Source organism: Streptosporangium sp. NPDC051022, assembly GCF_040683035.1.
Lineage (GTDB): Bacteria > Actinomycetota > Actinomycetes > Streptosporangiales > Streptosporangiaceae > Streptosporangium.
Map to the genome: position 1 here is coordinate 52,498 of NZ_JBFBCF010000009.1, position 22,614 is coordinate 75,111.

At 70.5% G+C, this 22,614-nt stretch carries 24 protein-coding genes; 9 read left to right on the forward strand and 15 right to left on the reverse strand.

Annotated features, from left to right (window positions below; translation table 11 throughout):
* Positions 1 to 102: 102 nt before the first annotated feature.
* The 8 genes from AB0N02_RS17365 to AB0N02_RS17400 are packed head-to-tail and all read right to left on the reverse strand — an operon-like array spanning position 103 to position 7,055.
* Positions 103 to 1,074, reverse strand: a complete 972-nt coding sequence (locus tag AB0N02_RS17365) for an amidohydrolase family protein (RefSeq protein ID WP_363947055.1) — start codon at positions 1,072 to 1,074, stop codon at positions 103 to 105.
* 3 nt (positions 1,075 to 1,077) lie between these two features.
* Complete coding sequence (locus AB0N02_RS17370) at positions 1,078 to 1,593, reverse strand: 3-hydroxyanthranilate 3,4-dioxygenase (protein ID WP_363947058.1); 516 nt, start codon at positions 1,591 to 1,593, stop codon at positions 1,078 to 1,080.
* Positions 1,590 to 2,036, reverse strand: coding sequence for a RidA family protein (locus AB0N02_RS17375; RefSeq protein ID WP_363947061.1), 447 nt, complete (start codon positions 2,034 to 2,036; stop codon positions 1,590 to 1,592). The genes AB0N02_RS17370 and AB0N02_RS17375 overlap by 4 nt, the downstream gene beginning before the upstream one ends.
* Positions 2,033 to 2,809 carry a fumarylacetoacetate hydrolase family protein gene (locus tag AB0N02_RS17380; protein ID WP_363947063.1) on the reverse strand — a complete coding sequence of 259 codons (777 nt, stop codon included), beginning with the start codon at positions 2,807 to 2,809 and terminating at the stop codon, positions 2,033 to 2,035. The genes AB0N02_RS17375 and AB0N02_RS17380 overlap by 4 nt, the downstream gene beginning before the upstream one ends.
* Positions 2,806 to 3,819 carry a 4-hydroxy-2-oxovalerate aldolase gene (gene dmpG / locus AB0N02_RS17385; protein ID WP_363947066.1) on the reverse strand — a complete coding sequence of 338 codons (1,014 nt, stop codon included), beginning with the start codon at positions 3,817 to 3,819 and terminating at the stop codon, positions 2,806 to 2,808. Before dmpG ends, AB0N02_RS17380 begins: the two co-directional genes overlap by 4 nt.
* Positions 3,816 to 4,811 (reverse strand): acetaldehyde dehydrogenase (acetylating), encoded by a 996-nt coding sequence (locus AB0N02_RS17390; protein WP_363947069.1) that lies wholly within the window; start codon positions 4,809 to 4,811, stop codon positions 3,816 to 3,818. The genes dmpG and AB0N02_RS17390 overlap by 4 nt, the downstream gene beginning before the upstream one ends.
* Positions 4,808 to 5,608, reverse strand: a complete 801-nt coding sequence (locus AB0N02_RS17395; protein WP_363947072.1) for a fumarylacetoacetate hydrolase family protein — start codon at positions 5,606 to 5,608, stop codon at positions 4,808 to 4,810. The genes AB0N02_RS17390 and AB0N02_RS17395 overlap by 4 nt, the downstream gene beginning before the upstream one ends.
* A complete protein-coding gene (locus tag AB0N02_RS17400) occupies positions 5,601 to 7,055 on the reverse strand; it encodes a 2-hydroxymuconic semialdehyde dehydrogenase (protein WP_363947074.1) in 1,455 nt (484 codons plus the stop codon). The genes AB0N02_RS17395 and AB0N02_RS17400 overlap by 8 nt, the downstream gene beginning before the upstream one ends.
* A gap of 74 nt (positions 7,056 to 7,129) precedes the next feature.
* Between AB0N02_RS17400 and AB0N02_RS17405 the strand changes: the two genes are divergently transcribed.
* From AB0N02_RS17405 to AB0N02_RS17425, 5 genes are all read left to right on the forward strand, one after another.
* Complete coding sequence (locus AB0N02_RS17405) at positions 7,130 to 7,888, forward strand: IclR family transcriptional regulator (RefSeq protein ID WP_363947076.1); 759 nt, start codon at positions 7,130 to 7,132, stop codon at positions 7,886 to 7,888.
* A 779-nt stretch (positions 7,889 to 8,667) separates the two neighbouring features.
* Positions 8,668 to 9,366: a dienelactone hydrolase family protein gene (locus tag AB0N02_RS17410; RefSeq protein WP_363947078.1), complete on the forward strand. Its 699-nt coding sequence runs from the start codon at positions 8,668 to 8,670 to the stop codon at positions 9,364 to 9,366.
* 233 nt (positions 9,367 to 9,599) lie between these two features.
* A complete protein-coding gene (locus AB0N02_RS17415) occupies positions 9,600 to 10,094 on the forward strand; it encodes a VanZ family protein (protein WP_363947080.1) in 495 nt (164 codons plus the stop codon).
* Positions 10,095 to 10,244: 150 nt separating this feature from the next.
* On the forward strand, positions 10,245 to 10,997 hold the full coding sequence (locus AB0N02_RS17420) for a GntR family transcriptional regulator (protein WP_363947082.1): 753 nt from the start codon (positions 10,245 to 10,247) through the stop codon (positions 10,995 to 10,997).
* 123 nt (positions 10,998 to 11,120) lie between these two features.
* Positions 11,121 to 11,378, forward strand: a complete 258-nt coding sequence (locus AB0N02_RS17425) for a hypothetical protein (RefSeq protein ID WP_363947085.1) — start codon at positions 11,121 to 11,123, stop codon at positions 11,376 to 11,378.
* A 277-nt stretch (positions 11,379 to 11,655) separates the two neighbouring features.
* On the opposite strand, the gene AB0N02_RS17430 is transcribed toward AB0N02_RS17425, so the two are convergent.
* Entirely contained in the window at positions 11,656 to 12,777 is a 1,122-nt protein-coding gene (locus tag AB0N02_RS17430) for a hypothetical protein (RefSeq protein ID WP_363947088.1), read from the reverse strand.
* Positions 12,778 to 12,950: 173 nt separating this feature from the next.
* On the opposite strand from AB0N02_RS17430, the gene AB0N02_RS17435 reads away from it, so the two are divergent.
* From AB0N02_RS17435 to AB0N02_RS17445, 3 genes are all read left to right on the forward strand, one after another.
* Positions 12,951 to 13,493 (forward strand): gamma carbonic anhydrase family protein, encoded by a 543-nt coding sequence (locus tag AB0N02_RS17435; RefSeq protein WP_363947091.1) that lies wholly within the window; start codon positions 12,951 to 12,953, stop codon positions 13,491 to 13,493.
* Positions 13,494 to 13,591: 98 nt separating this feature from the next.
* Positions 13,592 to 14,935 carry a hypothetical protein gene (locus AB0N02_RS17440; protein ID WP_363947094.1) on the forward strand — a complete coding sequence of 448 codons (1,344 nt, stop codon included), beginning with the start codon at positions 13,592 to 13,594 and terminating at the stop codon, positions 14,933 to 14,935.
* Between the two features lie 232 nt (positions 14,936 to 15,167).
* Positions 15,168 to 15,329, forward strand: coding sequence for a hypothetical protein (locus AB0N02_RS17445; RefSeq protein ID WP_012895481.1), 162 nt, complete (start codon positions 15,168 to 15,170; stop codon positions 15,327 to 15,329).
* Positions 15,330 to 15,417: 88 nt separating this feature from the next.
* On the opposite strand, the gene AB0N02_RS17450 is transcribed toward AB0N02_RS17445, so the two are convergent.
* From AB0N02_RS17450 to AB0N02_RS17475, 6 genes are all read right to left on the reverse strand, one after another.
* Positions 15,418 to 15,699, reverse strand: coding sequence for a metal-sensitive transcriptional regulator (locus tag AB0N02_RS17450; RefSeq protein WP_363947097.1), 282 nt, complete (start codon positions 15,697 to 15,699; stop codon positions 15,418 to 15,420).
* 18 nt (positions 15,700 to 15,717) lie between these two features.
* A complete protein-coding gene (locus tag AB0N02_RS17455) occupies positions 15,718 to 16,791 on the reverse strand; it encodes a glycosyltransferase (protein WP_363947100.1) in 1,074 nt (357 codons plus the stop codon).
* Positions 16,788 to 17,582: a hypothetical protein gene (locus AB0N02_RS17460; RefSeq protein ID WP_363947103.1), complete on the reverse strand. Its 795-nt coding sequence runs from the start codon at positions 17,580 to 17,582 to the stop codon at positions 16,788 to 16,790. Before AB0N02_RS17460 ends, AB0N02_RS17455 begins: the two co-directional genes overlap by 4 nt.
* A 163-nt stretch (positions 17,583 to 17,745) precedes the next feature.
* Positions 17,746 to 19,908, reverse strand: coding sequence for a (Fe-S)-binding protein (locus tag AB0N02_RS17465; RefSeq protein ID WP_363947106.1), 2,163 nt, complete (start codon positions 19,906 to 19,908; stop codon positions 17,746 to 17,748).
* Between the two features lie 178 nt (positions 19,909 to 20,086).
* Positions 20,087 to 20,686 (reverse strand): TetR family transcriptional regulator, encoded by a 600-nt coding sequence (locus AB0N02_RS17470; RefSeq protein ID WP_363947109.1) that lies wholly within the window; start codon positions 20,684 to 20,686, stop codon positions 20,087 to 20,089.
* Positions 20,683 to 21,561, reverse strand: coding sequence for a sugar phosphate isomerase/epimerase (locus AB0N02_RS17475; protein WP_363947112.1), 879 nt, complete (start codon positions 21,559 to 21,561; stop codon positions 20,683 to 20,685). Before AB0N02_RS17475 ends, AB0N02_RS17470 begins: the two co-directional genes overlap by 4 nt.
* Before the next feature lie 181 nt (positions 21,562 to 21,742).
* On the opposite strand from AB0N02_RS17475, the gene AB0N02_RS17480 reads away from it, so the two are divergent.
* Entirely contained in the window at positions 21,743 to 22,441 is a 699-nt protein-coding gene (locus tag AB0N02_RS17480; protein WP_363947115.1) for a class I SAM-dependent methyltransferase, read from the forward strand.
* Positions 22,442 to 22,614 lie beyond the last annotated feature (173 nt).

Here is a 22,614-nt window from a genome sequence, read left to right on the forward strand (position 1 = left end):
CGGGTCCCGGCCGGGTTTCGAGGCGTAAGGCCGGGTTTCGGGGCGTAAGGCCGGGTCCCGGCCGGGTCGCCGGGCAGGCGGGACCCGGCCGGGCCGGCGGCTTCACCTGCCCAGGAACCTCGCGGCGTTGCCCCCGAGCAGCTTGGCGCGGGCGGTGTCCGACAGGAACCCCGCCCCCCGGATCAGCGAGCCGACCGGCGTCTCGCCCAGCGGGTAGGGGAAGTCGGAGCCGAGCATGACCCGGTCCTCCCCCATGGTGTCCACCAGCAGCCGCAGCGCCCGCTCGTCGAAGACCACCGAGTCCACGCTGAAGCGCTCCACGTAGGCCGAGGGCGGCAGCTCCGAGGTCCCGACCACGTCGTTGCGGCGGTGCCAGGCGTTCTCGAAGCGGCCGAGCCAGAAGGCGAAGGAGCCGCCGCCGTGCGCGAAGCAGATGCGCAGGCTGTCCGGGACCCGGTCGAAGACGCCGCCCAGGATCAGGGCGAGCACCGACAGGTGGGTCTCGGCGGGCATGCCGACCAGCCACTGGGCCATCCAGCGCTGCAGCCGGGGGCCGCCCGCCATGTCCCATGGATGGACGAAGACGGGCGCGCCGACGGCCGCGCAGTGCTGGAGGAACTGGACGATCCCGGCGTCGTCGAGGTCACGGTCCCCGACGTGGTTGCCGATCTCGACGCCCGCGTGCCCCGCCGCCAGGCACCGGTCCAACTCGGCGCAGGCCAGGTCGGGGTCCTGGAGCGGGACCTGGCAGAACGGCACCAGCCGCTCGGAGGCGCAGATCTCCAGGGCCAGGTCGTTGAAGATCCTGGCGACGCCCGCGGCCTGCGCCGCGGGACGCTCGTAGGAGAAGAACACCGGCGTCGGCGAGACGACCTGGACGTCCACCCCGTCTGCGTCCATCTGGTCGAGGCGCACCGCCGGGTTCCAGCAGTCGTCCTGGATCCGGCGGAACTCCCGGTCGCCGAGCAGGATCATGGCCTCCCGCTCCGACTCGATCCGGAGCCTGGGCGCCTCGGGCCAGCCGAGGTCCGGCCAGCCCTTGGGGACGTGGTGCGTGTGGGCGTCGATGATCAACGGCTATCCCTTGCCCGGGTGGAGTGCGCCGCAGGCGTCACAGGTACGGGCCTCCTGGCTGTCGTAGAAGGCCTGGAAGATCGGCGGCAGGTCGTTCACGATGTCGCGGACCTGGAGCTCGACCTCGTGGACGACGGCGTTGCACTCCTGGCAGTACCAGCGGAACTTCTCCAGCACCCCCTCGGGCCTGATCCGCTCGACGAGGAAGCCGACCGAGCCCTCCTCGGGACGCTGCGGCGAGTGCGGCAGGTTCGGCGGGAGCAGCCACATCTGGCCCTCCTGGATGTGCACGGTATCCGGCCCGTTCTCGGTCATGACGTTGATGTGCATGTTGCCGCGGACCTGGTAGAACAGCTCCTCGTACGGGTCGACGTGGAAGTCGGTCCGGGCGTTCGGGCCGCCGACGACCATGACGATGAGGTCGTTCGAGTCCTCGAAGATGACCTTGTTACCGACCGGCGGCTTGAGCAGGTGGGCGTGCTCGTCGATCCACTTGGTGAAGTCGATGGGTGGTATCACTGGCCCTCCTGAGGGTTCTGCGTCGGCTTGTAGGCGACTGCCTGGATCTCGATGAGCAGGTGCGGGTGCGGGAGCTGGTGGACGGCGACGGTGGTCCTGGTCGGCCCGGTCTCGTCGAAGTACTCCGCGTAGACGGCGTTGTAGCCGCCGAAGTCGTTCATGTTCACCAGGTAGGCGGTGAGCTGGACGAGATCGTCGAGGCCGGCTCCGGCCGCCGCGAGGATGTCGCCGATGTTGTCGATCACGGCCCTGGTCTGCTCGGCGATGTCGAGCTTGACCGTGCCGAACTCGTCGGCCTCGGCCCCCGCGATCGTGTTGTCCGGCCTGCGGGAGCTGGTGCCGGACACGTAGATGAAGTCCCCGGCCCGCTTGACGTGCGGGAACCTCCCCCGTGGCGTGGCCTTGCCGCCGACGACCATTCCCCCGGTCGTTCCGCCGGTCATGAGGCGGCCCCCGGGGTGCCGGTGGCGGTGAAGGAGACCGAGCCCAGGTGCTGGACCTCCACCCTGACGTGCGCGCCCGAGGGGAGCGCGACGGCGGGCGTCGCGGCGCCCGCGAACAGGATCCAGCCGGGCTCCAGGACCAGGCCCGCCTGTACGGCCAGCCGCGCCGCCTCGGCCACGGCCCGGCGCGGGTCGCCCAGGATGGCGCCGGTCGACCCCGTCTGGACGGGACGGCCGTCGAGCTCCATGACGACCCCGAGGTTCCACAGGCCGGGGTCGTAGGGCTGCCAGGGGCCGAGCGCGTATCCGGCGGCCGAGGTGTTGTCGGCGATCACGTCCGGCAGCGAGAACCGGAAGTTCTCGTAGCGGGAGTCGATGATCTCGATTCCGGCCGCGGCGGCCACGACCGCGCCGGGCGCGAAGGCGTCGGCGACGGTGGCGATGCGGCGGCCGATCAGGTAGACGACCTCGGGCTCGATCCGCGGATGAATGTATCCCGATATATCGGCGTATGAGCCGTCGAGAACGGCCGACGACTCCGGAACCCTGCCGAAGATCACGTCGTGCACGCCCATCTGACGCCGCTTGCCCTCGCTGGTGAAGCCCAGCTTCACCCCGGCGAGGCGGTCGCCCCGCTCCAGGCGGAGCCGCAGCAGCTCCTCCTGGACCCGGTAGGCGGTGGCCACGTCGTAGTCCTGCTCCGGCTGCGCCACCGCGCGAGCCGTACGGGCCGCCTGGTCCAGCACGGCGGCGAGCTTGTGGATGTCGGTCACGCCTTCCCCTCCGCACGCGCCAGGTCCAGCGCGATGTCCACGATCATGTCCTCCTGGCCGCCGACCATCCTGCGGCGGCCCACCTCGGTCAGGATGGTCCGGGTGTCGATCCCGTAGCGCGCCGAGGCGGCCTCGGCGTGGCGCAGGAAGCTGGAGTAGACCCCGGCGTAGCCGAGCGTCAGCGTCTCCCTGTCCACCCGCACCGGGCGGTCCTGCAGCGGCCTGATCAGGTCGTCGGCCGCGTCCATCAGGGCGTTTAGGTCGCAGCCGTGCTCCCAGCCCATCAGGTCGGCGACCGCGACGAACACCTCGATCGGGCAGTTGCCCGCGCCCGCGCCCATCCCGGCCAGGGAGGCGTCGACCCGGTAGGTGCCGTTCTCCACCGCCACCACCGAGTTGGCCACGCCCAGGCCCAGGTTGTGGTGGGCGTGGACGCCGATCTCCGTCTCCTCGTCGAGCACCTCGCGGTAGGCCCGGACCCGCTCCCGCAGCCCGTCCATGGTCAGCCCGCCGCCCGAGTCGGTCACGTAGACGCAGTGCGCGCCGTACGACTCCATGAGCTTGGCCTGCCTGGCCAGCTCGTCGGGCGGGGCCATGTGGGACATCATCAGGAAGCCGGCCACGTCCATGCCCAGCTCGCGCGCGGTGGCGATGTGCTGGGCGGAGATGTCGGCCTCGGTGCAGTGGGTGGCGATCCTGACCGAGGTCACGCCGAGCGCGTGGGCGCGCTTGAGGTCGTGGATGGTGCCGATGCCGGGCAGCAGCAGGGTCGTCAGCTTCGCCTGCCGTACGGCTCCCGCGACCGCCTCGATCCACTCCTCGTCGGTGTGCGCGCCCGCGCCGTAGTTGAAGCTGCCCCCGGCGAGGCCGTCACCGTGGGCGATCTCGATGGCCGCCACGCCCGCGGCGTCCAGCGCGGCGGCGATCTCGGCGGCCTGGGCCGTGGTGTAGCGGTGCCGGATGGCGTGCATGCCATCCCGCAGCGTCACGTCCTGAACGTAGAGTTTCACGCGTTCACCTCCGCCAGCCGCTCGGCGGTGCGCAGCGCGGCCGAGGTCATGATGTCCAGGTTGCCCGCGTAGGCGGGCAGGTAGTGGGCGGCGCCCTCGACCTCCAGGAAGACGCTCACCTTGACGCCTCCGGTACGCTCACCGGTCGGCAGCGGCTCACCCTCCGGGATCCGGTCGAACTGCACGTCCTGCTTGAGCCGGTAGCCGGGCACGTACTCGCGGACCCGCTCCACCATGGCCTCCACGGCCCGCGCCACCTCGGCCTCGTCGCAGTCGTCGACGAGGCAGTAGACCGTGTCGCGCATGATCAGCGGCGGCTCGGCCGGGTTGAGAACGATGATCGCCTTGCCCTGGGCCGCCCCGCCGACCTCCTCGATCGCCCGGGAGGTCGTCTCGGTGAACTCGTCGATGTTGGCGCGGGTGCCGGGCCCGGCGGACTTGGAGGCGATCGAGGCGACGATCTCGGCGTACCGGACCGGGACCTGTGAGGCCACCGCCGCCACGATCGGGATCGTCGCCTGACCGCCGCAGGTGACCATGTTGAGGTTCTGCTCGCCGAGGTGGGCGTCCAGGTTCACCGGAGGCACCACGTAGGGCCCGACTGCGGCGGGGGTCAGGTCGATGACCCGCTTGCCGTGCGCCCGCAGCACCCGCTCGTTGTGCAGGTGCGCCTTCGCCGAGGTCGCGTCGAGGACGATGTCGACACCGGCGAAGCCGGGCAGCGCGACCAGGCCCTCGACACCCTCGTGGGTCGTGGCCACCCCGCGCCGCTTGGCACGGGCGAGGCCGTCGGAGTCGGGGTCGATGCCCGCCATGGCGACGACCTCGACCCGCTTGGACAGCAGGGCCTTGAACATCAGGTCGGTACCGATGTTCCCGGAACCGATGATCGCGATCCTCGCCGGCCTGCGGCCGTTCGCCGCACCCTGGGCGGGGGGATCGATGTGCTCGCCGGAGGTGCCGGCGACCACGCCGGACTCGACACTGGTCATGAGAAGACCGCCCTTACCGAACCGAGGCCGTCGATGTGGGCCTCCAAAACGTCACCGGACTCGATGGGAACCATGGGACCGAGCGCCCCGGTCAGCACGACGTCCCCGGCCAGCAGCGGGAAGTCCTTGGCGCCCAGCGCGTTGGCCAGCCAGACGGCGGCGTTGAGCGGGTGCCCCAGGCAGGCGGCGCCCACGCCGGTCGAGACCTCCTGGCCGCCCCGGTTCAGGGTCATCCCGGCCAGCCGCAGGTCCAGGCCGCGCAGGTCGACCGGGGTGTTGCCCAGGACGAACGCCCCGCTGGAGGCGTTGTCCGCGACCGTGTCGACGAGTGTGATGTCCCAGCCGGCGACCCGGCTGTCGACGATCTCGATCGCGGGCAGCGCGAAGTCGACCGCCCTGATGACGTCAGCCACCGTGAAGGGGCCGCCGACCAGGTCGCTCTTGAGGACCAGCGCGACCTCCGCCTCGGCCTTCGGCTGCAGGAAGCGCTCGGTGGGCACGGGCAGGCCGTCGAGGTAGGCCATGTCCGCGAAGAGCATGCCGAAGTCGGGCTGGTCGACGCCGAGCTGGCTCTGCACCGCCGGGGAGGTCAGGCCGATCTTCCGCCCGACCAGCCGCCGCCCCTCGTGCAGCGCCCGCCTGGTGTTGATCTCCTGTACCGCGTAGCCGATCTCCGCGGTCCCGGCCGGCAGCGTCTGCCGCACGGGCGGGCACGGCTTGCCGGTGCGGGCCGCCTCCAGAAGCTGGTCCGCCGCCTCGACGAGCACGTCGGTGGCGTCGCTCCACTCATCAGTCATTTCCCGGCTCCAGCTTGATCGTGATCGTGGTGGGTTCGGAGTAGAAGTCCAGGGAGTTGGTGCCGCCCTCCCTGCCGATGCCCGACAGCTTCACTCCTCCGAACGGGGTGCGCAGGTCCCTGAGGTACCAGGTGTTGACCCAGACCAGGCCCGCCTCAAGTGACTGGGCGACCCGGTGGGCCCTGCTGAGCCGCGAGGTCCACACCGTCGCCGCCAGGCCGTACTCGCTGTCGTTGGCCAGCTCGATCGCCTCGGCCTCGGTGTCGAACGGCGTGACGTGGCAGACCGGGCCGAAGATCTCCTCCCGGTTCACCCTGGAGCTCTGCGGCAGGCCGGTCAGCACGGTCGGCTCGACGTAGTATCCCCCGTCGCGGTCGTCGCCGAAGCTCGGCACGCCGCCGCCCGCCCTGAACTCGGCGCCGTCCTGTTCGGCGAGGCGGTAGTAGGACAGCACCTTGTCCCGGTGCTCGGCGGAGATCATGGGCATCATCGTGGTGTCCTCGTCCTCGGGACGCCCGAACCGCAGCTCCCCGGCCCGCTTGGCCAGCCGCGTGACGAACTCCTCGAAGACGGGCCGCTCCACGTAGAGCCGCTCGGTGCACAGGCAGACCTGGCCGCCGTTGGTGAAGACCGAGCGCACGCTGCCCTCGACGGCCGCGTCCAGGTCGGCGTCCGCGAAGACCAGCCCGGCGTTCTTGCCGCCCAGCTCGAACGAGACCGGCTTGACCCGGTCCGCCACGCTCTTCATGATCGTCGACCCGGTACGGCTCTCGCCGGTGAAGGTGACCGCGTCGACCCCCGGGTGCTCCACCAGGAACTGGCCGGTCGAGCCGCCGCCGAAGCCGTGCACGACGTTCAGGACACCCGGCGGCAGGCCGATCTCGGCGGCGATGTCCGCCAGCACGGCGACCGAGCTCGGCGTGTGCTCGGAGGGCTTGACCACGATGGTGTTGCCCGCCGCGAGCGAGGGACCGATCTTCCAGGTCGCCAGCAGGAACGGCAGGTTCCACGGCACGATGACCGCGACCACGCCGAGCGGCTTGCGCACTGTGTAGCTCAGCACGTCCGTCAGGTGGAAGGCGTTCTCCGGGCGCTGGGCGGCGATCTCGGCGAAGGACCGGAAGTTGGCCGCTCCGCGCGGGATGTCCAGGGTGCGGGTCTGCGTGATCGACTTACCGGTGTCCGCGATCTCCGCGGCCACCAGTTCCTCGAACCGCTCCTCGACCGCGTCGGCCAGACGGCGCATCCACACGGCCCGTTCCGCCACCGGCAGCGCCGCCCAGCCGGGCAGGGCCGCGCGGGCGGCGGTCACCGCCCGGTCGACGACGGCCCGGTCCGCCTCGTGGACCAGACGGACCGGCTTCCCGGTCACCGGGTCGTGGGTGGCGAACGTCGCGCCCTCGGCGACCGGTACCCCGCCGATGAAGTGGGTCACCAGGTCAGACAAGGCTTCTCCTCCCGAAAGGACCCTCCTGGGTCACTATGTATGGGTATATGGGGGCGAGCCCTTCATGGGCAACAATGTGTTCCGTGAAACGGAACCCCGACCGCCTGTCGATGCTGGAGAAGTCCTGGCTCGTGCTGGACTCGTTCCGCCCCACGGGAGGCCCGCTGCGGCTCACCGAGGTGGCCGAGCGCTGCCACCTGCCCAAGACCACCGCCTTCAGGCTCCTCACCGAACTCACCGAGATCGGCGCGATCACCCGCCGCGACGACGGCTACTACCTCGGCCGCCGCCTGTTCGAACTCGGTTCCATCGTGCCCCTCGAACGCGATCTGAGACACGCGGCACTCCCCTTCATGCACGACCTCTACGAGGCCACGCACGAAACCCTGCATCTGGGCGTGCGCGACGGCCTGGACGTGGTCTACGTCGAGAAGATCCGCGGCCAGGAGTCCTTCGCCCTGCCCTCCCGCGTCGGCGGCCGTCTCCCGCTGACCTGCACCGGGATCGGCAAGGCCCTGCTGGCCTACTCGGCCCCCGAGCTGATCGAGGAGGTCCTGAGCCGTCCCCTGCGCCGCCTGACCCCCCACTCGATCGTGGACCCGCAGCGTCTTGAGGAGACCCTCGGCCAGATCCAGGTCGCGGGCCTGGCCTACGAGCGCGAGGAGTCCCAGCTGGGGGGCGCCTGCATCGCGGCGCCGGTGTTCGGCGACGGCATGGCGGTCGCCGCCCTGTCGGTCTCCGTCCCCCTGGCCCGCTTCCAGCCGACCCGCCTGGCCCCCGCCGTCAAAGCCGCCGCCCTCGGCATCTCCCGCGCCCTCACCCGAGGCATCTGAGGGCTCACACCGATTCGCCGACGGGGGGATTCGGGGAACCTTGGAGGGACTTCAGGGGGGACTTCAGGGGAACTTCAGGGAACACAGAATCGCCGGCCGTTGAAAGCGAACGGTCGGCCGTACCTCTTTCCTCGGTCGAATTTCCCGACAAATCACCTATTCAGGAGTGGCCACGGGAGCGAGCCACCCGTCCGACGTGGCAGCCGGGGCGTCACGCTGGGCGAACCACCGGAATCGAAGCCCGGTCCCGGCGCCGACCGGCCATGAGAAGGGCCGAAAAGGCACGGACGGTTCACGGCGGCACCTCCGACGCCCGAGGACTTCGATGAGATCGTCGCCAAGAAGGTCATCCCCCGTTTCCCCCCGACAAGGGATGGTCGGCGAAGAAGCGTGACACGAGCAACGACAACGAGTACTACTTCTCGCACTACGACGGCTCCGCCTTCAGCGTCCTTCGCGGCCTCAAGGAGGGGATGACCATGGGAGTCATCGGCTACACGGCGATGGTCCCGGTACGGCCCGGCGACCTCGACATCAACGGCTCCCCCGTCTTCACCTCCTCCCACGCTCCCTCCCCCTCCTCCTGACCCCGGGCCCCGGGCCCCGGGCACGTTCACCGGCGCCGCCCGGAGACACCGGGGACGACGTGGAACCCCGCCCGAAGCCCCGCCACGGGCCCGCGAGATGGATGATCACGTCGAGACTTCGTGTCCCCCCGGGTTCGGCGGGTACACGGCTCGCTGTCCGTTCGATCGACCAGTTCGCAGGAGGAAACCTCCATGGAAACCCGCACCGAGAAGGTGACCGTCGCCGACGGCTCGTTCGATCTGCACCTGTGGGTGCCGGAGAGCGGGAGCGGCCCGGCCGTCCTGCTGATCCAGGAGATCTACGGGGTCGGGCCGTACATCAGGCAGGTCGCCGAGAAGCTGGCGGGGCTGGGATACGTCGTCGGCGCGCCGGACCTCTTCTGGCGGATCCAGCCCGGCTGGGCGTCCGACAACGACGAGGCCGGGACGGCGGAGTCGCTGAAGGTGGCCTCGCGGTTCGACGTCCCGCAGGGGGTGGCCGACTCGGCCCTGGCACTGGCCCGTCTGCGCGCGCTGCCCGAGGCGGACGGCGGGACCGGGGTGCTCGGCTTCTGCCTGGGCGGCTCGATCGCCTACCTCCTGGCGACCGCCGTCGAGACGGACGCGGTGGCGTCGTGCTACGGCTCGGCCGTACCGGGGGCGACAGGGCTGATGGAGAAGATCACCGCCCCGCTGCTGTTCGTCTTCGGCGGCTCGGACCCCTACATCCCCCGCGACCAGGTCGCCCAGGTGGAGCGGGCCGCCGCGGATCGGCCGAACGTGGAGACGTACGTCGCCGAACGGGCCGGGCACGCCTTCCTCAACCACGAGGCCCCGCAGTTCCACGACCCGCAGGCCGCACCCGAGGCCTGGGAGCGGGTCCTGGGCTTCCTGGAGCGGCGTCTCCGCTGAGCCCCGCCCCTCGGCCCCCGCCGGGTGGCGCGGGGGCGGGAGGGTGAGCCTGAGCCGCGTCCAGGCGACGATCGGGCCGAGGCCGTGGCGCCGTTTCCGGCGGTCCGGGCGTCCCTTACCCGAAGGTCACCTTCCTGTGTCCTCGGAGGGCTCCACTCCGGTTCCGCCCCCGACATCATTGCCCCATGCAACAGGTGTGGATCTTATGGGGAAATGTCATCATCGCGAGCGTCTTGGCGATCCCGCTCGCCGTCCTCACCGCCTGGCTGCTCGCCCGCCGCCGGGCGCGGAACGGTCACCCCCTCCCCCTCCGCACGGCCGCCGCCGACGTCGCCATGGCGGTCGGCACCGCCCCCTGGATCTGGATGATCCTCACCCCCGCCCCGGTCCCGAGCACCGTCAGCCTCATCCCGTTCAGGGATCTTCTCCTGCTGCTGCGAGGATCGGCCGACACACTGTTCGTGCAGGTCGGAGGGAATCTCCTGGTCTTCGCGGCGCTCGGCGCCCTGCTCCCGGTCCGCTCGGCGCGCTTCGCCTCGTTCACCAGGGTCGCGGGGGTCGCCGCGGCCGCGTCGTGCACCGTCGAGCTCCTGCAGTACGGCCTGCGCCTGGGCAGGGTGAGCTCCGTCGACGACGTGCTGATCAACACGGCGGGTGCGGTACTGGCCGCCGCCGTCACGCGGAGGTGGTGGGCCCGGACAATAGCGGCTGGGACCGTTCCACGGTAACGGCCCGGAAAAACCCCCGCAGATCGCCACACGGGCACGATCCGCTCAAAAGAAGCACGGGACCAACCTCTGCATCTGTGCGATCGTGGACAAGACGGGGCAAGTTCTCTGGAGACGCCAAACCCGGTTGGTGACAGAGGGTGATAAAACGTGCAGCAGTCCCCGGTTCCTCCCGAGCCCCCGATCTACCGGCGCATCGCCGACGGACTTCGCGAAGCGATCCTGTCCGGTGAACTCCGAGACGGGGACCGGCTTCCGGGCGAGAACGCCCTCATGGCCGAGTACGGCATAGCCCGCGCGACGGCCAGACAGGCCCTGTCCGTACTCATCAACGAAGGACTGGCCGTGCCCAAGCGCGGCTCGGGAGTCTACGTCCGGCTGTTCCGCCCGATCAGGCGGCACGGCTCGCGACGGCTCTCCCAGCGGCAGTGGGGGCAGGGGCAGGCGATCTGGGACTCCGACACCGCCGGCCGTCCCTACACCGTGGACGACGTGAACATCGACCGGGAGATCGCGGAGGAGGCCGTGGCCCGGGTCCTGAACAGCACCGAGGTTTGGGTGCGCCGCAGGCGCTATTCGGTGGACGGCAGACCCGTCCAGTTGTCCGTCTCCCACTTCCCCGCCGCGCTGGTCGAGGACACCCCGATCACGCGGGAGGACACGGGGCCGGGAGGCGTCTACGCGCGCCTGGGCGATCTCGGCCACGCGCCGGCGCACTTCACCGAGGAGGTGCGTGCCCGGATGCCGCATCCGCACGAGACCGTCCAGCTCGACCTGCCGGCGGGCACCCCGGTCGTCGTGATCTGCCGGATCGCCTACACGGCTGAGGGCGTCCCCGTCGAGGTCAACGAGATGACCCTCGACGCCGCCTCCTATGTACTCCAGTACGACTTCGACTCATAGATCAAGCCCGGTCGTCAAGCGATAGGTTGACCTGTCCTTCACGATCATTGATTTCTCTAGAGAAGTGCATCACCTTCGAGAAGTAGAACGTCGCGAGGGCCTGGGCGCGGGGAAGGTGCAGGGATGTCATTCGACCGGCATCTGGCGGAAATCGCCCGGGAGTTTCCCGAGTGGACGATCTGGCGGAGCGACGCGGGCAGGTGGTGGGCCACCCGCCACCACCCGCTGACCTCCGCCCAGCGCGATCTCGGCTGCGCCATGACCATCGACGCGGACGATCCGGAGAAGCTGCGCGAGCAGCTACGAGACCAGCAGGACCTCTCCGACGGATTCGACGACGAATCCGATGGAGCCGACGGATCCGTCGGAGAGGACTCCTGACGAGCCGCCCGGTGCCCGGGTCAGCGGACTTCGCGGCCCCGGCGCCGGGCCCCCAATCGCGGAAGCCCCCGACCCTATCGGGGGCGGGGGTTTCCGCTCGGCCTCATCTCTCGCCCGGCTCGGACTTCGCCCGCCTCCGGCTCCGCCGGGCCTCGCCCGGCCTCGGGCTCCGCCTGACTCCGGCTCCGTTCGGCCTCCTCCGGCCTCGGGCTCCGCTTGATATCAAGGACCGTACGGCCGTGGCATGGGATTCGACCGCGACCGGCCCGGCATCCGGCTACCTCCGGGTGACGTACTCGTCGTTCTCCCTGGCCGCCTGCCCCGCGGTCGCGTCGGTGTCGTCGAGACCCTGGTCACGCCTGCCCGCGGCGTAGGAGCCGTTGCGCCCCTCGTCATCGTCGTCCACGATCACCCGGACGGCCTCGACGTCGGGCTCGACGTCGAGCGGCGCGCCCGCCCTGGGAGCGGCCTCCCTCTCGGCGGCGAACGCCGTCCCGGCCCCGAAGGCGTCGAACTCCGTCCCGGACTCGAAGTCGTCCTCGGCCTCCGGCGCGCCCGCCGGAGCGGGGGCGGTGAGAGCGGGCTGGGCCGGAGCCGGGGGAAGCACCGCGTCCTCGTCGACCAGCGGCCCCGCGACGCCCTCCCGGTGCAGCAGGTCGCCGAGGACGGCGCCCATCTCGTTGAGACGGCGCATGACCTCGTGGTGGGTGTCGGTGAGGTAGGTGACCCGGCGTCCCGTCGTCTCGTCCAGGATCGTGGCACGCTGCTGGGCCGACGTCAGCGTGGCGTGGGCCTCGGCGTTGGCGTAGGTCACGGTCGACTCGGCCTCGGCGCGGGCGCCCTCGACCGTCCGCTCAGCCTCCTGCCTGGCGGAGGTGACCATCCGCTCGGCCTCGGTGCGGGCCGCGCGCAGCGTCTCGTCGGACTCGGTGCGGGCGGCGTTGAGGGTCTCCTCCGCGTCGCCCCCCGCCTGGGAGAGCATCTGCTCGGCCGTGTTCGTCGCGTCGGCGACCCGGCGCTCGGCCTCCTGCTGCGCGGCGTTCATGATGCCCTCGGCACGCTCCATGGCCGAGTTGACCATCCGCTCGGCCTCGGCGGTCGCGTCGTCGCAGAGCTTGTTGGCCTCGGCGGTGGCGACCTGCCGCTTGGCGGCGGCCTCCTCCTCGCCCAGCTTCAGGATCTGGCTGAGCCGCTCACCGAGCTCGTCGTAGTCTTGCGGGGCGTCGGAAAGACGCCGCCGGGCCTCCGCGAGCTCCACGCGGCCCTGCTCGGCCTGGTCGATCGACCGCGCGAGCCGTTCCTCCAGATCTCGGATCTGGTTGCGGGTACGGTTCATGTAGTCGTGGACCTGGCGGCGACTGTAGCCACGCATGACGACCTCGAACGAGTCCTCATGCATCAGATCTGGAAAGCTCTCGTGCTGGTTTGTCATGGCGCTACCCGTGGAGGTTGTGTGGCGGGAAAGGAGACGTCAGGAGACGACTTTCCTGCTTACTGCCCAAGACCGCAACCGGAACGCGCCACCGGCTTGCGGAAATATCGGACAACCTCACTCCGCGTAACATCGACCGCATGAACGCCATCCCGTACGTCGCCTCCCTCGACGGCGACGCGACCCCCCTGATCCATCCCGACGCCTACGTCGCCCCCGGAGCCGTGGTGGTCGGCCGGGTACGGCTCGGCCGCGCCTCGAACGTCTGGTACGGATCCGTCCTGCGGGGCGACGACGAGCTCATCGAGGTCGGCGAGGAGTGCAACATCCAGGACCTGTGCTGCCTGCACGCCGACCCCCGCGAGCCCGCGGTGCTGGAGGACCGGGTCAGCCTCGGCCACAAGGCCATGGTGCACGGCGCCCACGTGGAGACCGGCGCGCTCGTCGGCATCGGCGCGATCGTGCTCGGCGGGGCCCGGATCGGCGCGGGCTCGCTGATCGCGGCGGGCGCGCTGGTCGGACCGGGCAAGCGGATCCCCGCGGGGGTGCTCGTCGCGGGCGTCCCCGGAAAGATCGTGCGTGAGCTCACCGACGACGACCGCGCCTCCTTCGCCCGCACCCCCGACAACTACATCGCCAAGGCCGCGCGGCACCGCGCCGCGACCGTCGTCACCCCCGCCTGAGCGGCCCCCCGGACACCCGCCCGAACGCGCCCGAGCACTCACCGCGCCACCTGCGATGATCCACGGGGTCGCTGACGCGCGGAGAGGCCATCGGTAACATGACCGCCGTGCGGCAGTGGGATGGTTTCGACGCCATCGAGAGGGATGTGCGCCTCGTGGTCGCCGACCCTCGGTGGTCGGCGCTCCCGTTGCCCGCGCGGGCCCAGGCCGTCGCGCTGCGCACCCTGGCCACTCCGGACGGCGGCCGCTGGCTGTTCGGGGCGCACGCCCGGTGGTACCGCCAGGACCCGGCCGACGGTCGCTGGCACCTGGCAGCCCCGCCGGCCGATCCGAGGCTGCGCGCGGCGGCGCACGTGATCCAGGCCACCTCGGTGATCCTGCCGCACCTGGTCCCCGGCGTTCACGACTTCACCGCGGACCGGGGATCCGTCCAGGGGTTCGTCGGCCCGGACGTGCCCCCGGAGATCACCGAGCGGGTCCGCGAGCTGGTCGTCTCCCAGCGTGGCAGGCGCAGGGAGGACTTCCCGCTCACCGGCCCCTTCACCGAGGTCTTCGCCGGGGAGGTGCCCAGCCCGGTCGCCGCGATCTGGGGCACGCTCATGTGGTGCGCCTACGCGCCGGCCTTCGACGGCAACGAGGTCCTGCTGTCGATGTTCGGCGAGTTCCTGGCCCGCCCGCTGCCCGGCGACGAGTGGGTCCGCTGGCTGCCTCCCGCCTCGCTGCACGACCTGGCCGCGCTGTACGGCGAGCGGGCCAGGGCCGGCCACCCGGAGGCCGGGCTCAGGCTGGTCGCGCTGATGGCCGACACGGCCGCGATCATCAGGAACGACCCCCGTTTCCGGCCCCGGGCCGACGCCCTGCTGACCATGGTGCAGCCGGTGCTCCGCCGTACCGGGACCGACCACGACGTCGCGCGCTTCGGCGACGACGCGGTACGGCAGGCGTGGCTGTCGCGCTGCCCGCCCCACGTGACGCTGCCGGACACCTCCCCCGGGGAGCACTTCCAGCACGCGATCTACGACCTGGTCGAGACGCTGGGGTTCATCGTCCCCAAGGGCGCGGATCCCAGGGCCGTCGCGGCCTCGCTGCTCGCCGCCGACCTGACGCCGTTCGGTTCCAGGACGGCCGACGCGCTCTACCCGTGGCTGGACCCGGAGTTGCGCCACATCCTCCACGTGGTGCTCTCCGACCCGTCCCACCCGCTGCGGGGCTGCTGGCCGCGTTCCGGGGGGCTGCCCTCGGCGCTGCACCCACCGGGCAGGGCGGGAGCGGCGGCGCTGCTGGGCGCCGCCTACGCCACGGGGCTCGCGTGGTGCCGCCTCACCGGGACGGCGGTGCCGGAGCGCGGGTTCGCCACGGCCTCGGCGGTCGTGCATCTCCTGACGCACGAGCGGGACGATCCCGTCCCAGGAGTCTCGGGGACCTTCCCCCGTCACTTTTGACGAGTCTCAGCGCATTTGACCCACAGAGCCATTTATTTAACTTTCACTCCTCACATATCTCTATACACTTTATATATCTCGCAATTTGCCGAATTGTGATCTCAGGAGCGGGAAACGATCCTCCTGAGGTTGTGGTGACGCCGCGAGGAATGGTCCCGATGGGCCATGGGCACGCAAGACCTCCCACCGTAACCTCGAAGTGGGTGTGGGCTGCGGAAGGAAGGACGACGCGGTGGGGCACGACGACCTGGACTCTAGAGTCCACGACCGTGTCGCGTTGGACGAGATCGCACTCTATGCCGAGGTACTGACCGCCGTTGCCATCAGCGAACGGCCGCTCACCTTGGCTGAGCTCGACAACGCGCTCGGGTTAAGCGCTTCGGCGATCTGCTGAAGCCGATGGAAGAACTGTCTGAACGGCCTAGTCCCGGACTCCCCGACGGAGTCCGGGACCTGGTTCGTGAAGATGGTCCGGTGACTAGTCACGAACGGACAAGGCGCGCGATCGCCGCCGAGGCCTCCTTGATCTTCTCCTGCGCCTCCGGGCCGCCGGAGTTGACCGCGTCGGCGACGCAGTGCGCGATGTGATCCTCCAGAAGGCCGAGCGCCACGGCCTGGAGCGCTCGCGTGGCGGCCGACACCTGGGTCAGCACGTCAATGCAGTAGGCATCCTCATCGACCATGCGCTGCAGGCCCCTGATCTGCCCCTCGACCCGCCGTAGCCTGGTCAGATAGGCCTGCTTGTCTCCGCTGTAGCCATGCATGCCCCAACCGTACCCGCGTCAGGCGCAACGGGAAGTGGCCGCGATCAGTTTCTCCCACTGCCCGGCGACGGCGGGCGCCGTATGGACCGCCGCCGCCCCCAGCGCACCCGCGGCCAGTTCCCTGCGCCGCCGCTCGTCGTCGATGAGCGCCAGCAGCGCCGAGGCGTAGGCCTCGATCTCGCCGTCTCCCTCGGCGACCAGGACTCCGCTGCGGCCGTCGACCACGAGCTTCCCGGGACCGCTCGGGCTGTCGAACCCGATCACCGGCACCCCGCTGGCCATCGCCTCGATCACCGTCATCCCGGGCGTCTCGTCCCTGGAGGTCACCGCCACGATCGACGCCTTGGCGAACTCACCGGTCAGGTCGGCCGTCGTCCCCATGAAGTAGACGTGGTTGTGCAGGTTCAGCTCCTGGACCAGGGCTCGCAGGCGCCTCTCCTCGGGGCCGCCGCCGTACAGGCGCAGCCGCCAGTCGGGGCGCTTGTCCGCGACGACGGCGAAGGCGCGGACCAGCCGGTCGTAGGCCTTCACCGGCTCCCAGCGCCCGCCCGCGGCGATGATGCGGTTGTCCATGCGCGAGCGCGGCCAGGGGCCGGCGGGCAGCGCGTCGGGGATCACCTCGACGTCGCCGCCGTTCAGCAGGCGGCTCCAGTCCTGCCTGCTCCGCTCGGTCGCGGTGACGACCGCGCTGAGGCGGGGGTAGAACTTGGCGATCGACCCCGGCAGCGGCGGGCGGCCCCACTCCCTGGCGATCCGCACGATCTCGCGGGGGGCGTGCCTGGCCACCTGGACGCTCAGACCCGGCCTGGTGCTGATGACCGCGTCGGCCTTGAGCCCGCGCAGGCGCCGCCACAGCGCGACCTCGGTGCGCATCTGGCCCCGTGGCAGCAGGTGCCGCACCCCGGGCTGGGCGTCGACGATCCAGGACAGCGTCACCTTCGGCGAGACCGGGAAGAACGGTCTCTCACGGTGCCGGCGGACGCTGAGGATCTCCACGTCGTGGCGCTCGGCGAGCTCCTCGGCGAGGTTGACGACCGACCGGACGTCGCCGCGCATGCCGTAGACCGAGGGGACGAGCATGCAGATCCTCATCCCCCCACCTCGATCCTGAGCTCGTCGTCCGCGGTGTAGCAGGGCCTGATCGGCACGCCGTCGATCCGCACCGCCGGGTACTGGAGGCGGCGGCGCTTGCCGTTCACGTCGTCGAGGCGGGAGCCGAGACGGAGCGGCGCGGGCAGGCCGTCGATCTCCAGCGTGGGCTCCCAGATCCCCGGCTGCTCGGGAGCCGCGGCGAGCACGTCGCACAGGGAGAGCGCGGCGTGGAAGCGCACCCCCTGGACCGTCGCGGCCGAGGTCAGCTCGGCGTCGGGGCCGCCGCGGCGCAGCGCGAGCCGTGCCTCGTGCCGGGACTCGTCGTCGTCGAGACCGGTGAAGGCCAGCAGCCCGGTCACCTCGAAGCGGCCCTCGCGGAACCAGACGGCGCGGACCTCGGCGACCGGCTGCGCGTCGTCGATCTTCAGGGCCAGGAAGCCGTTGCGCGTCCGGTAGGCCCGGTAGGCCAGCGTGCGCCTGCTCAGCGCGTAGGCGTCGAGATGGTCGAGGGAGAAGCCGGGATCGACGCTGCGCAGCCTGGTGCGCGAGCCGTCCTGCTTGAGGTAGGTGTCCCAGCGGCCCGGGCTGAGCGGCAGCGGGGCCAGCGAGAGGGCGAGCGTCGCGTCGCGCGCCTCGGCCCCGGTCGCGCCCAGGGGCAGCCTGTGCTCGACGGCCGTGCCCCGCTGGCGCAGGACCAGCTCACTGTCGGCGGCGAGCGGCCCGTCGATGGCCAGCCGGAGGGTCAGGATGTCGGCCAGCGTGACCTCGGCGTCGGTGACGACGACACGCACCGTTGGCCCCCTCCCCGTCGAACGGCTCCGCGACGTTGAGATTACCGTGATTTTTCTGTTATAGACAGGATGACTTTCAGGGCCTCTGTCCTTTTCGTGGAAGCTTGACCAGCTGTCAGGCACGGCCTGCGGCACGCGGGCCGTGCCCGACAGCGGGAGCGGGTCAGACCGGGGAGGCGGAGGACTCCGCGGGCCGGCCCTTGATGGACTTGATCAGCAGCTGGGAGACGTCGACGACCTCCAGCGTCTCCTTCGCCTCGCCCGCGTTCTTCTTCTCGTTGATCGAGTCACCCAGCATGACCAGGCAGAACGGGCACGCGGTCGAGATGGTGTCCGGGTCGGTGGTCAGCGCCTCGTCCACGCGCTCGGTGTTGATGCGCTTGCCGAGCCGCTCCTCCATCCACATCCGCGCGCCACCGGCGCCGCAGCAGAAGCCGCGTTCCTTGTGGCGGTGCATCTCCTGGGCCTGCACGCCGGGCACCTTGGCCATGATGTCGCGCGGCTGGGAGTAGACCTTGTTGTGACGTCCGAGGAAGCACGGGTCGTGGTAGGTGATCTTCTCCTCGATGGGCGTGACCGGGATCAGCTTGCCCTCGTCGACCAGCTTGGCCAGCAGCTGGGTGTGGTGCACGACCTCGAAGGTGCCGCCGAGCTGGGGATACTCGTTGGCGAGGGTGTTGAAGCAGTGCGGGCAGGTCGCGACGATCTTCTTGACCCCGGCCTCGTTGAGCGTCTCGATGTTCTGCTTGGCGAGCATGTCGAACAGGTACTCCATGCCCAGGCGGCGTGCCGGGTCGCCGGTGCACGCCTCCATCGGGCCGAGCACCGCGAACTTCACGCCCGCGATGTGCAGCAGCTCCGCGACCGCCTTCGTGGTCTTCTTGGCCCGGTCCTCCAGGGCTCCGGCGCAGCCGACCCAGAAGAGGTACTCGGTGTCCTCGGGCATCTTCTCGTCGATGAGCTGGATCTCGATGGGGTCGTCGTCGCGGCTCGCGAGCTCCTCGATCCAGTCGGCCCGCTTCATCTCGGACATCCCCCACGGGTTGCCCTTGTTCTCGAGGTTCTTGACCATGACGCCGGCCTCGGACGGGAAGTTCGACTCCACCATCGCCTGGTAGCGGCGCATGTCCAGGATGTGGTCGATGTGCTCGATGTCCACCGGGCACTGCTCGACGCAGGCACCGCAGTTGGTGCAGGACCAGAGCACGTCGGGGTGGATGACGCCGTCCTCGCCGACCAGCGGCTTGCTCAGCAGGGACAGCACGTCCTCGGGCAGGTCGGCGCGCTGCTCCTCGGTGGCCGCGAGATACGGGGCGACCTTGAAGGCGTGGTCGCGCTGGTCGAGGATCAGCATCTTCGGCGACAGCGGCTTGTCGGTGTTCCAGGCGGGGCACTGCGACTGGCAGCGACCGCACTCGGTGCAGGTGTAGAAGTCGAGGAAGCCCTTCCAGGTGGTCTCCTCGATCTTGCCGCGGCCCAGCCTGTCACCGTCGAGGTCCTCGTCCTCGAAGTCGACGACCTTGCCGTCGATCCGCATCGGCTGGGCGGGCCCGTTGCCGTCGGGGCGCCGGGAGAACATCACGTTCAGCGGCGCGGTGAAGATGTGCAGGTGCTTGGAGTTCACCACGATCACGAGGAAGACCAGCATGACGCCGATGTGCAGCAGCAGGCCGACGTGCTCCAGGGCCTCGTTGGCGGACTCTCCCAGCGGCCGCAGCACGGCGCCGGCGGCCTCGGAGGCGAAGGCTCCGGAGGCGTAGGGGAGGTTGCCGGTGTTGTGGGCCGCGCCCCGGAAGAGGAACATCGTCCAGATCACGTTGAAGATCATGAAGAGGACGAGCCAGGCGCCGCCGAGGTGCGAGCCGGAGAAGCGGGACCTGCGGCCCAGCTTCTTGGGCGAGTTCTTGACCCGGATGACGGCGAACGCGATCAGGCCGAACAGGGCCGCGACCGCGATGAAGTCCTGCAGGAAGCCCAGCACGGCCCAGGTCCCGATGAGCGGGATGTGGAAATCGGGCGTGCCGGTGATCGCTCCCTGAATCAGCGCGCCGTACGCCTCCAGATAGACGGTCGCCAGGATGAAGAAGGCCCACATGACGAAGAAGTGGGCGGTGCCAGAGGGGGTCCATTTCAGCAGCTTCTTCTGGCCGAAGACCTCGACCAGCTGCGTCTTGACCTCGGTTCCCACGTTGTTTCTGGCGTACTCGATCCGTTCGGGCGCTGGAGGCCCGACGGTGGCGAGTTTATAGAGGAACAGCACGCGGCGCGCGGCGAGCGCGAGCGCGACTACTGTCATGATCAGGCCGATGATCGCTACCCAGAGCACGGGTCCTCCCACAGACGGCGTTGGCTGTCAGCGTACGACCGCGGCCCATCCACGGTGACGACGGGTCACCTCGAAATCTACCCGCCGGTAACACATTCCCTGCCGGTGACTCGTGGTGACCGTCGCCACCATACGGTCATTCCACTACGTAGAACAATAATCTGCCCACTCAACGGCATCACAGCGGGTCGAGATAGCGCTGGACGGTGGGCGCGAGCAGCTCCACCAGCTCCTCGACGCCGACCGAGGCGAGAGGCTCCAACTGGAGCACGTAGCGGACCAGGACGGTGCCGAACAGCTGGGCGAAGGCCAGCTCCATCCGGAGCGGCGGGATCCCGAGCGCCTCCGCGACCCGGTTCAGCAGCGCCTGCGTCATGAACTCGCGGATCATGACGACCATCCGCTCGTTGGTCATCGCGGTGCGCATCAGCGCCAGCACGGGCTGACGCGCCGCGGCCTCCGAGGTCATCGTCAGGACGAACCGGGTCAGCCGCTCGCCGATCTCCTCGCGCGGCCCGGCCAGCAGCAGCGGGATGACGTTCTCGGGGTTGATCGGCAGCTCCATCGCCGCGACGAACATGCCCTCCTTGCTCGCGAAGTAATGGTGGACCAGCGCCGGGTCGACCTCCGCCCGCCTGGCGATGCCGCGCACCGTCGCCTTGTCGAACCCCTTCTCCGCGAAGGCCTCGCGCGCCGCCGCGAGGATCTGCCCTCGCGTGTCCGCCGACCCCGGCCTGCGCCCCGGCCGCCGCCTGCTCGCCGACGCCTGCTCGGTCACGCGCCCGGACCCGACGACCCGGCCTTGGCGGACCCGGTCCCCGAGCCGGCGGTCCCGGCGGTCCCCGGCTTGGCGGGGGCGGCGAGGTGCAGGCGCGCGAAGGCCAGCGCCTCGGCGAGGTCGTCGATCCGCTCGGTACGGCCCGCGGCCTTGCGCGTGTTGATCTCCAGAACGACCAGCCCGTCGTAGCCGTTGCCCGCCAGGCGCTCCAGAACCGGCCCGCACGGCTGGTTGCCCCGCCCGGGGACCAGGTGCTCGTCCTTGTTGGCTATCCCGACGCCGTCGGCCAGGTGCAGGTGGGCGAGCCGGTCACCGAGCTTGCCGACCATCTCCATCGCGTCCGAGCCGGACACGGCGGTGTGCGAGAGATCCAGGGTGACCTGGGGGAAGTCGTAGTCGATCGGGTTCCAGTCGGGCGAGTAGGGGATCATCTCGTTGCCCCTGGCCCGCAGCGGGAACATGTTCTCGACCGCGAAGACCACGTCGGTCTCCTCGCGCATCCTGGCCAGGCCGATCTCGAACTCGCGCGCGTAGTCGCGCTGCCAGCGGAACGGCGGATGCACGACCACGGTCCTGGCCCCGACCCGCTCGGCGGCCTGCTGCGCCCGCTGGAGCTTGGCCCAGGGGTCCTTGCCCCACACACGCTGGGTCACCAGCAGGCACGGCGCGTGGATCGCCAGGATCGGCAGCCCGTAGTGGTCCGACAGCCGCTCCAGGACGTCGATGTCCTGACTCACGGGGTCGGCGCCCACCATGATCTCGACACCGTCGTATCCCAGTCGCGAGGCCAGCTCAAAGGCGTCCGGTGTGCGCTCCGGGTACACCGACGCGGTGGACAGTGCGATCTTCGCGCTGGTCACTCGGGTAACGCTCATACGACTTCCTCGTCTCCGGGCCGGAGTCCGTGTGAGCGGACACCCCTGTCGCCCTCGGCTCGCTCGCTCACCTTGCCAGCCTAAGCGCGCCGGGCGAACAGTGGCGTACGACATCACCAGCGCGCCGGGGAAAGGAGACCGGACGGACCGCGGCGGATCCGCGTGTCGCTACCGTTGGGGCATGTCGCGGTTCATGAAGGGCGCCATTCCCAGCCCGAACATCTGGAACACGCCCCAGACGTACGAGCTGGAGAACCGGGCGGTCGACCCCGAGGGCCGCGTCGAGGCGGCCATGGCCGCCATCAGGCCGCCGGCCGCCGCGACCGTCCTCGACATCGGCTGCGGCACGGGCTACCACCTGCCTTCGCTGTCCGCCACGGCCGCCCGCGTGATCGGCGTCGAGCCCCACGACGACCTCGTCCAGCTGGCCAGGCGCCGCTGCCGCGCCCTGCCCAACGTGGAGGTCCACCGGGCCACCGCCCAGGACCTTCCGCTCCCCGACGCCTCGGTCGACGTGGCCGTCGCCCGCTGGGCCTATTTCTTCGGTCCCGGCTGCGAGCCGGGCCTGGCCGAGCTGTCCCGGGTGGTACGGCGCGGCGGCACGGCCTTCGTGATCGACCTCGACGCCACCCGCGGCGCGTTCGGCCGCTGGTTCAGCCGGTCGGTCCCCTCCTACTCGGCCAAGGCCGTCGAGGACTTCTGGGCCCGCCAGGGCTGGCGGCGCGACCCTCTCGACCTGCGCATGGTCTTCGAGCGCCGCGCCGACCTCGAGGCGGTGCTCCGCATCGAGTTCACCCCCGCGGTCGCCGGTCAGGCCATCGCGGAGACCCCGGGCCTGGAGATCGCCTATCCCAACGTGCTCCGCTGGAAGCGGTTCTAGGAGCCTCGGGGGCGGAGCGCCCGGCGTCGCCCGCCGTACGGGTGGGCCGTTCTCTCCCGCGAACGGCGGCGATGGTGACGAACATCATATTTTTCGCGTTCGATCGCGACGACGACGCGCGTGACCCCGGCGAATCCCGCCCGCCGCTCCCCCGCGGCCACCGTTCCCCGGCT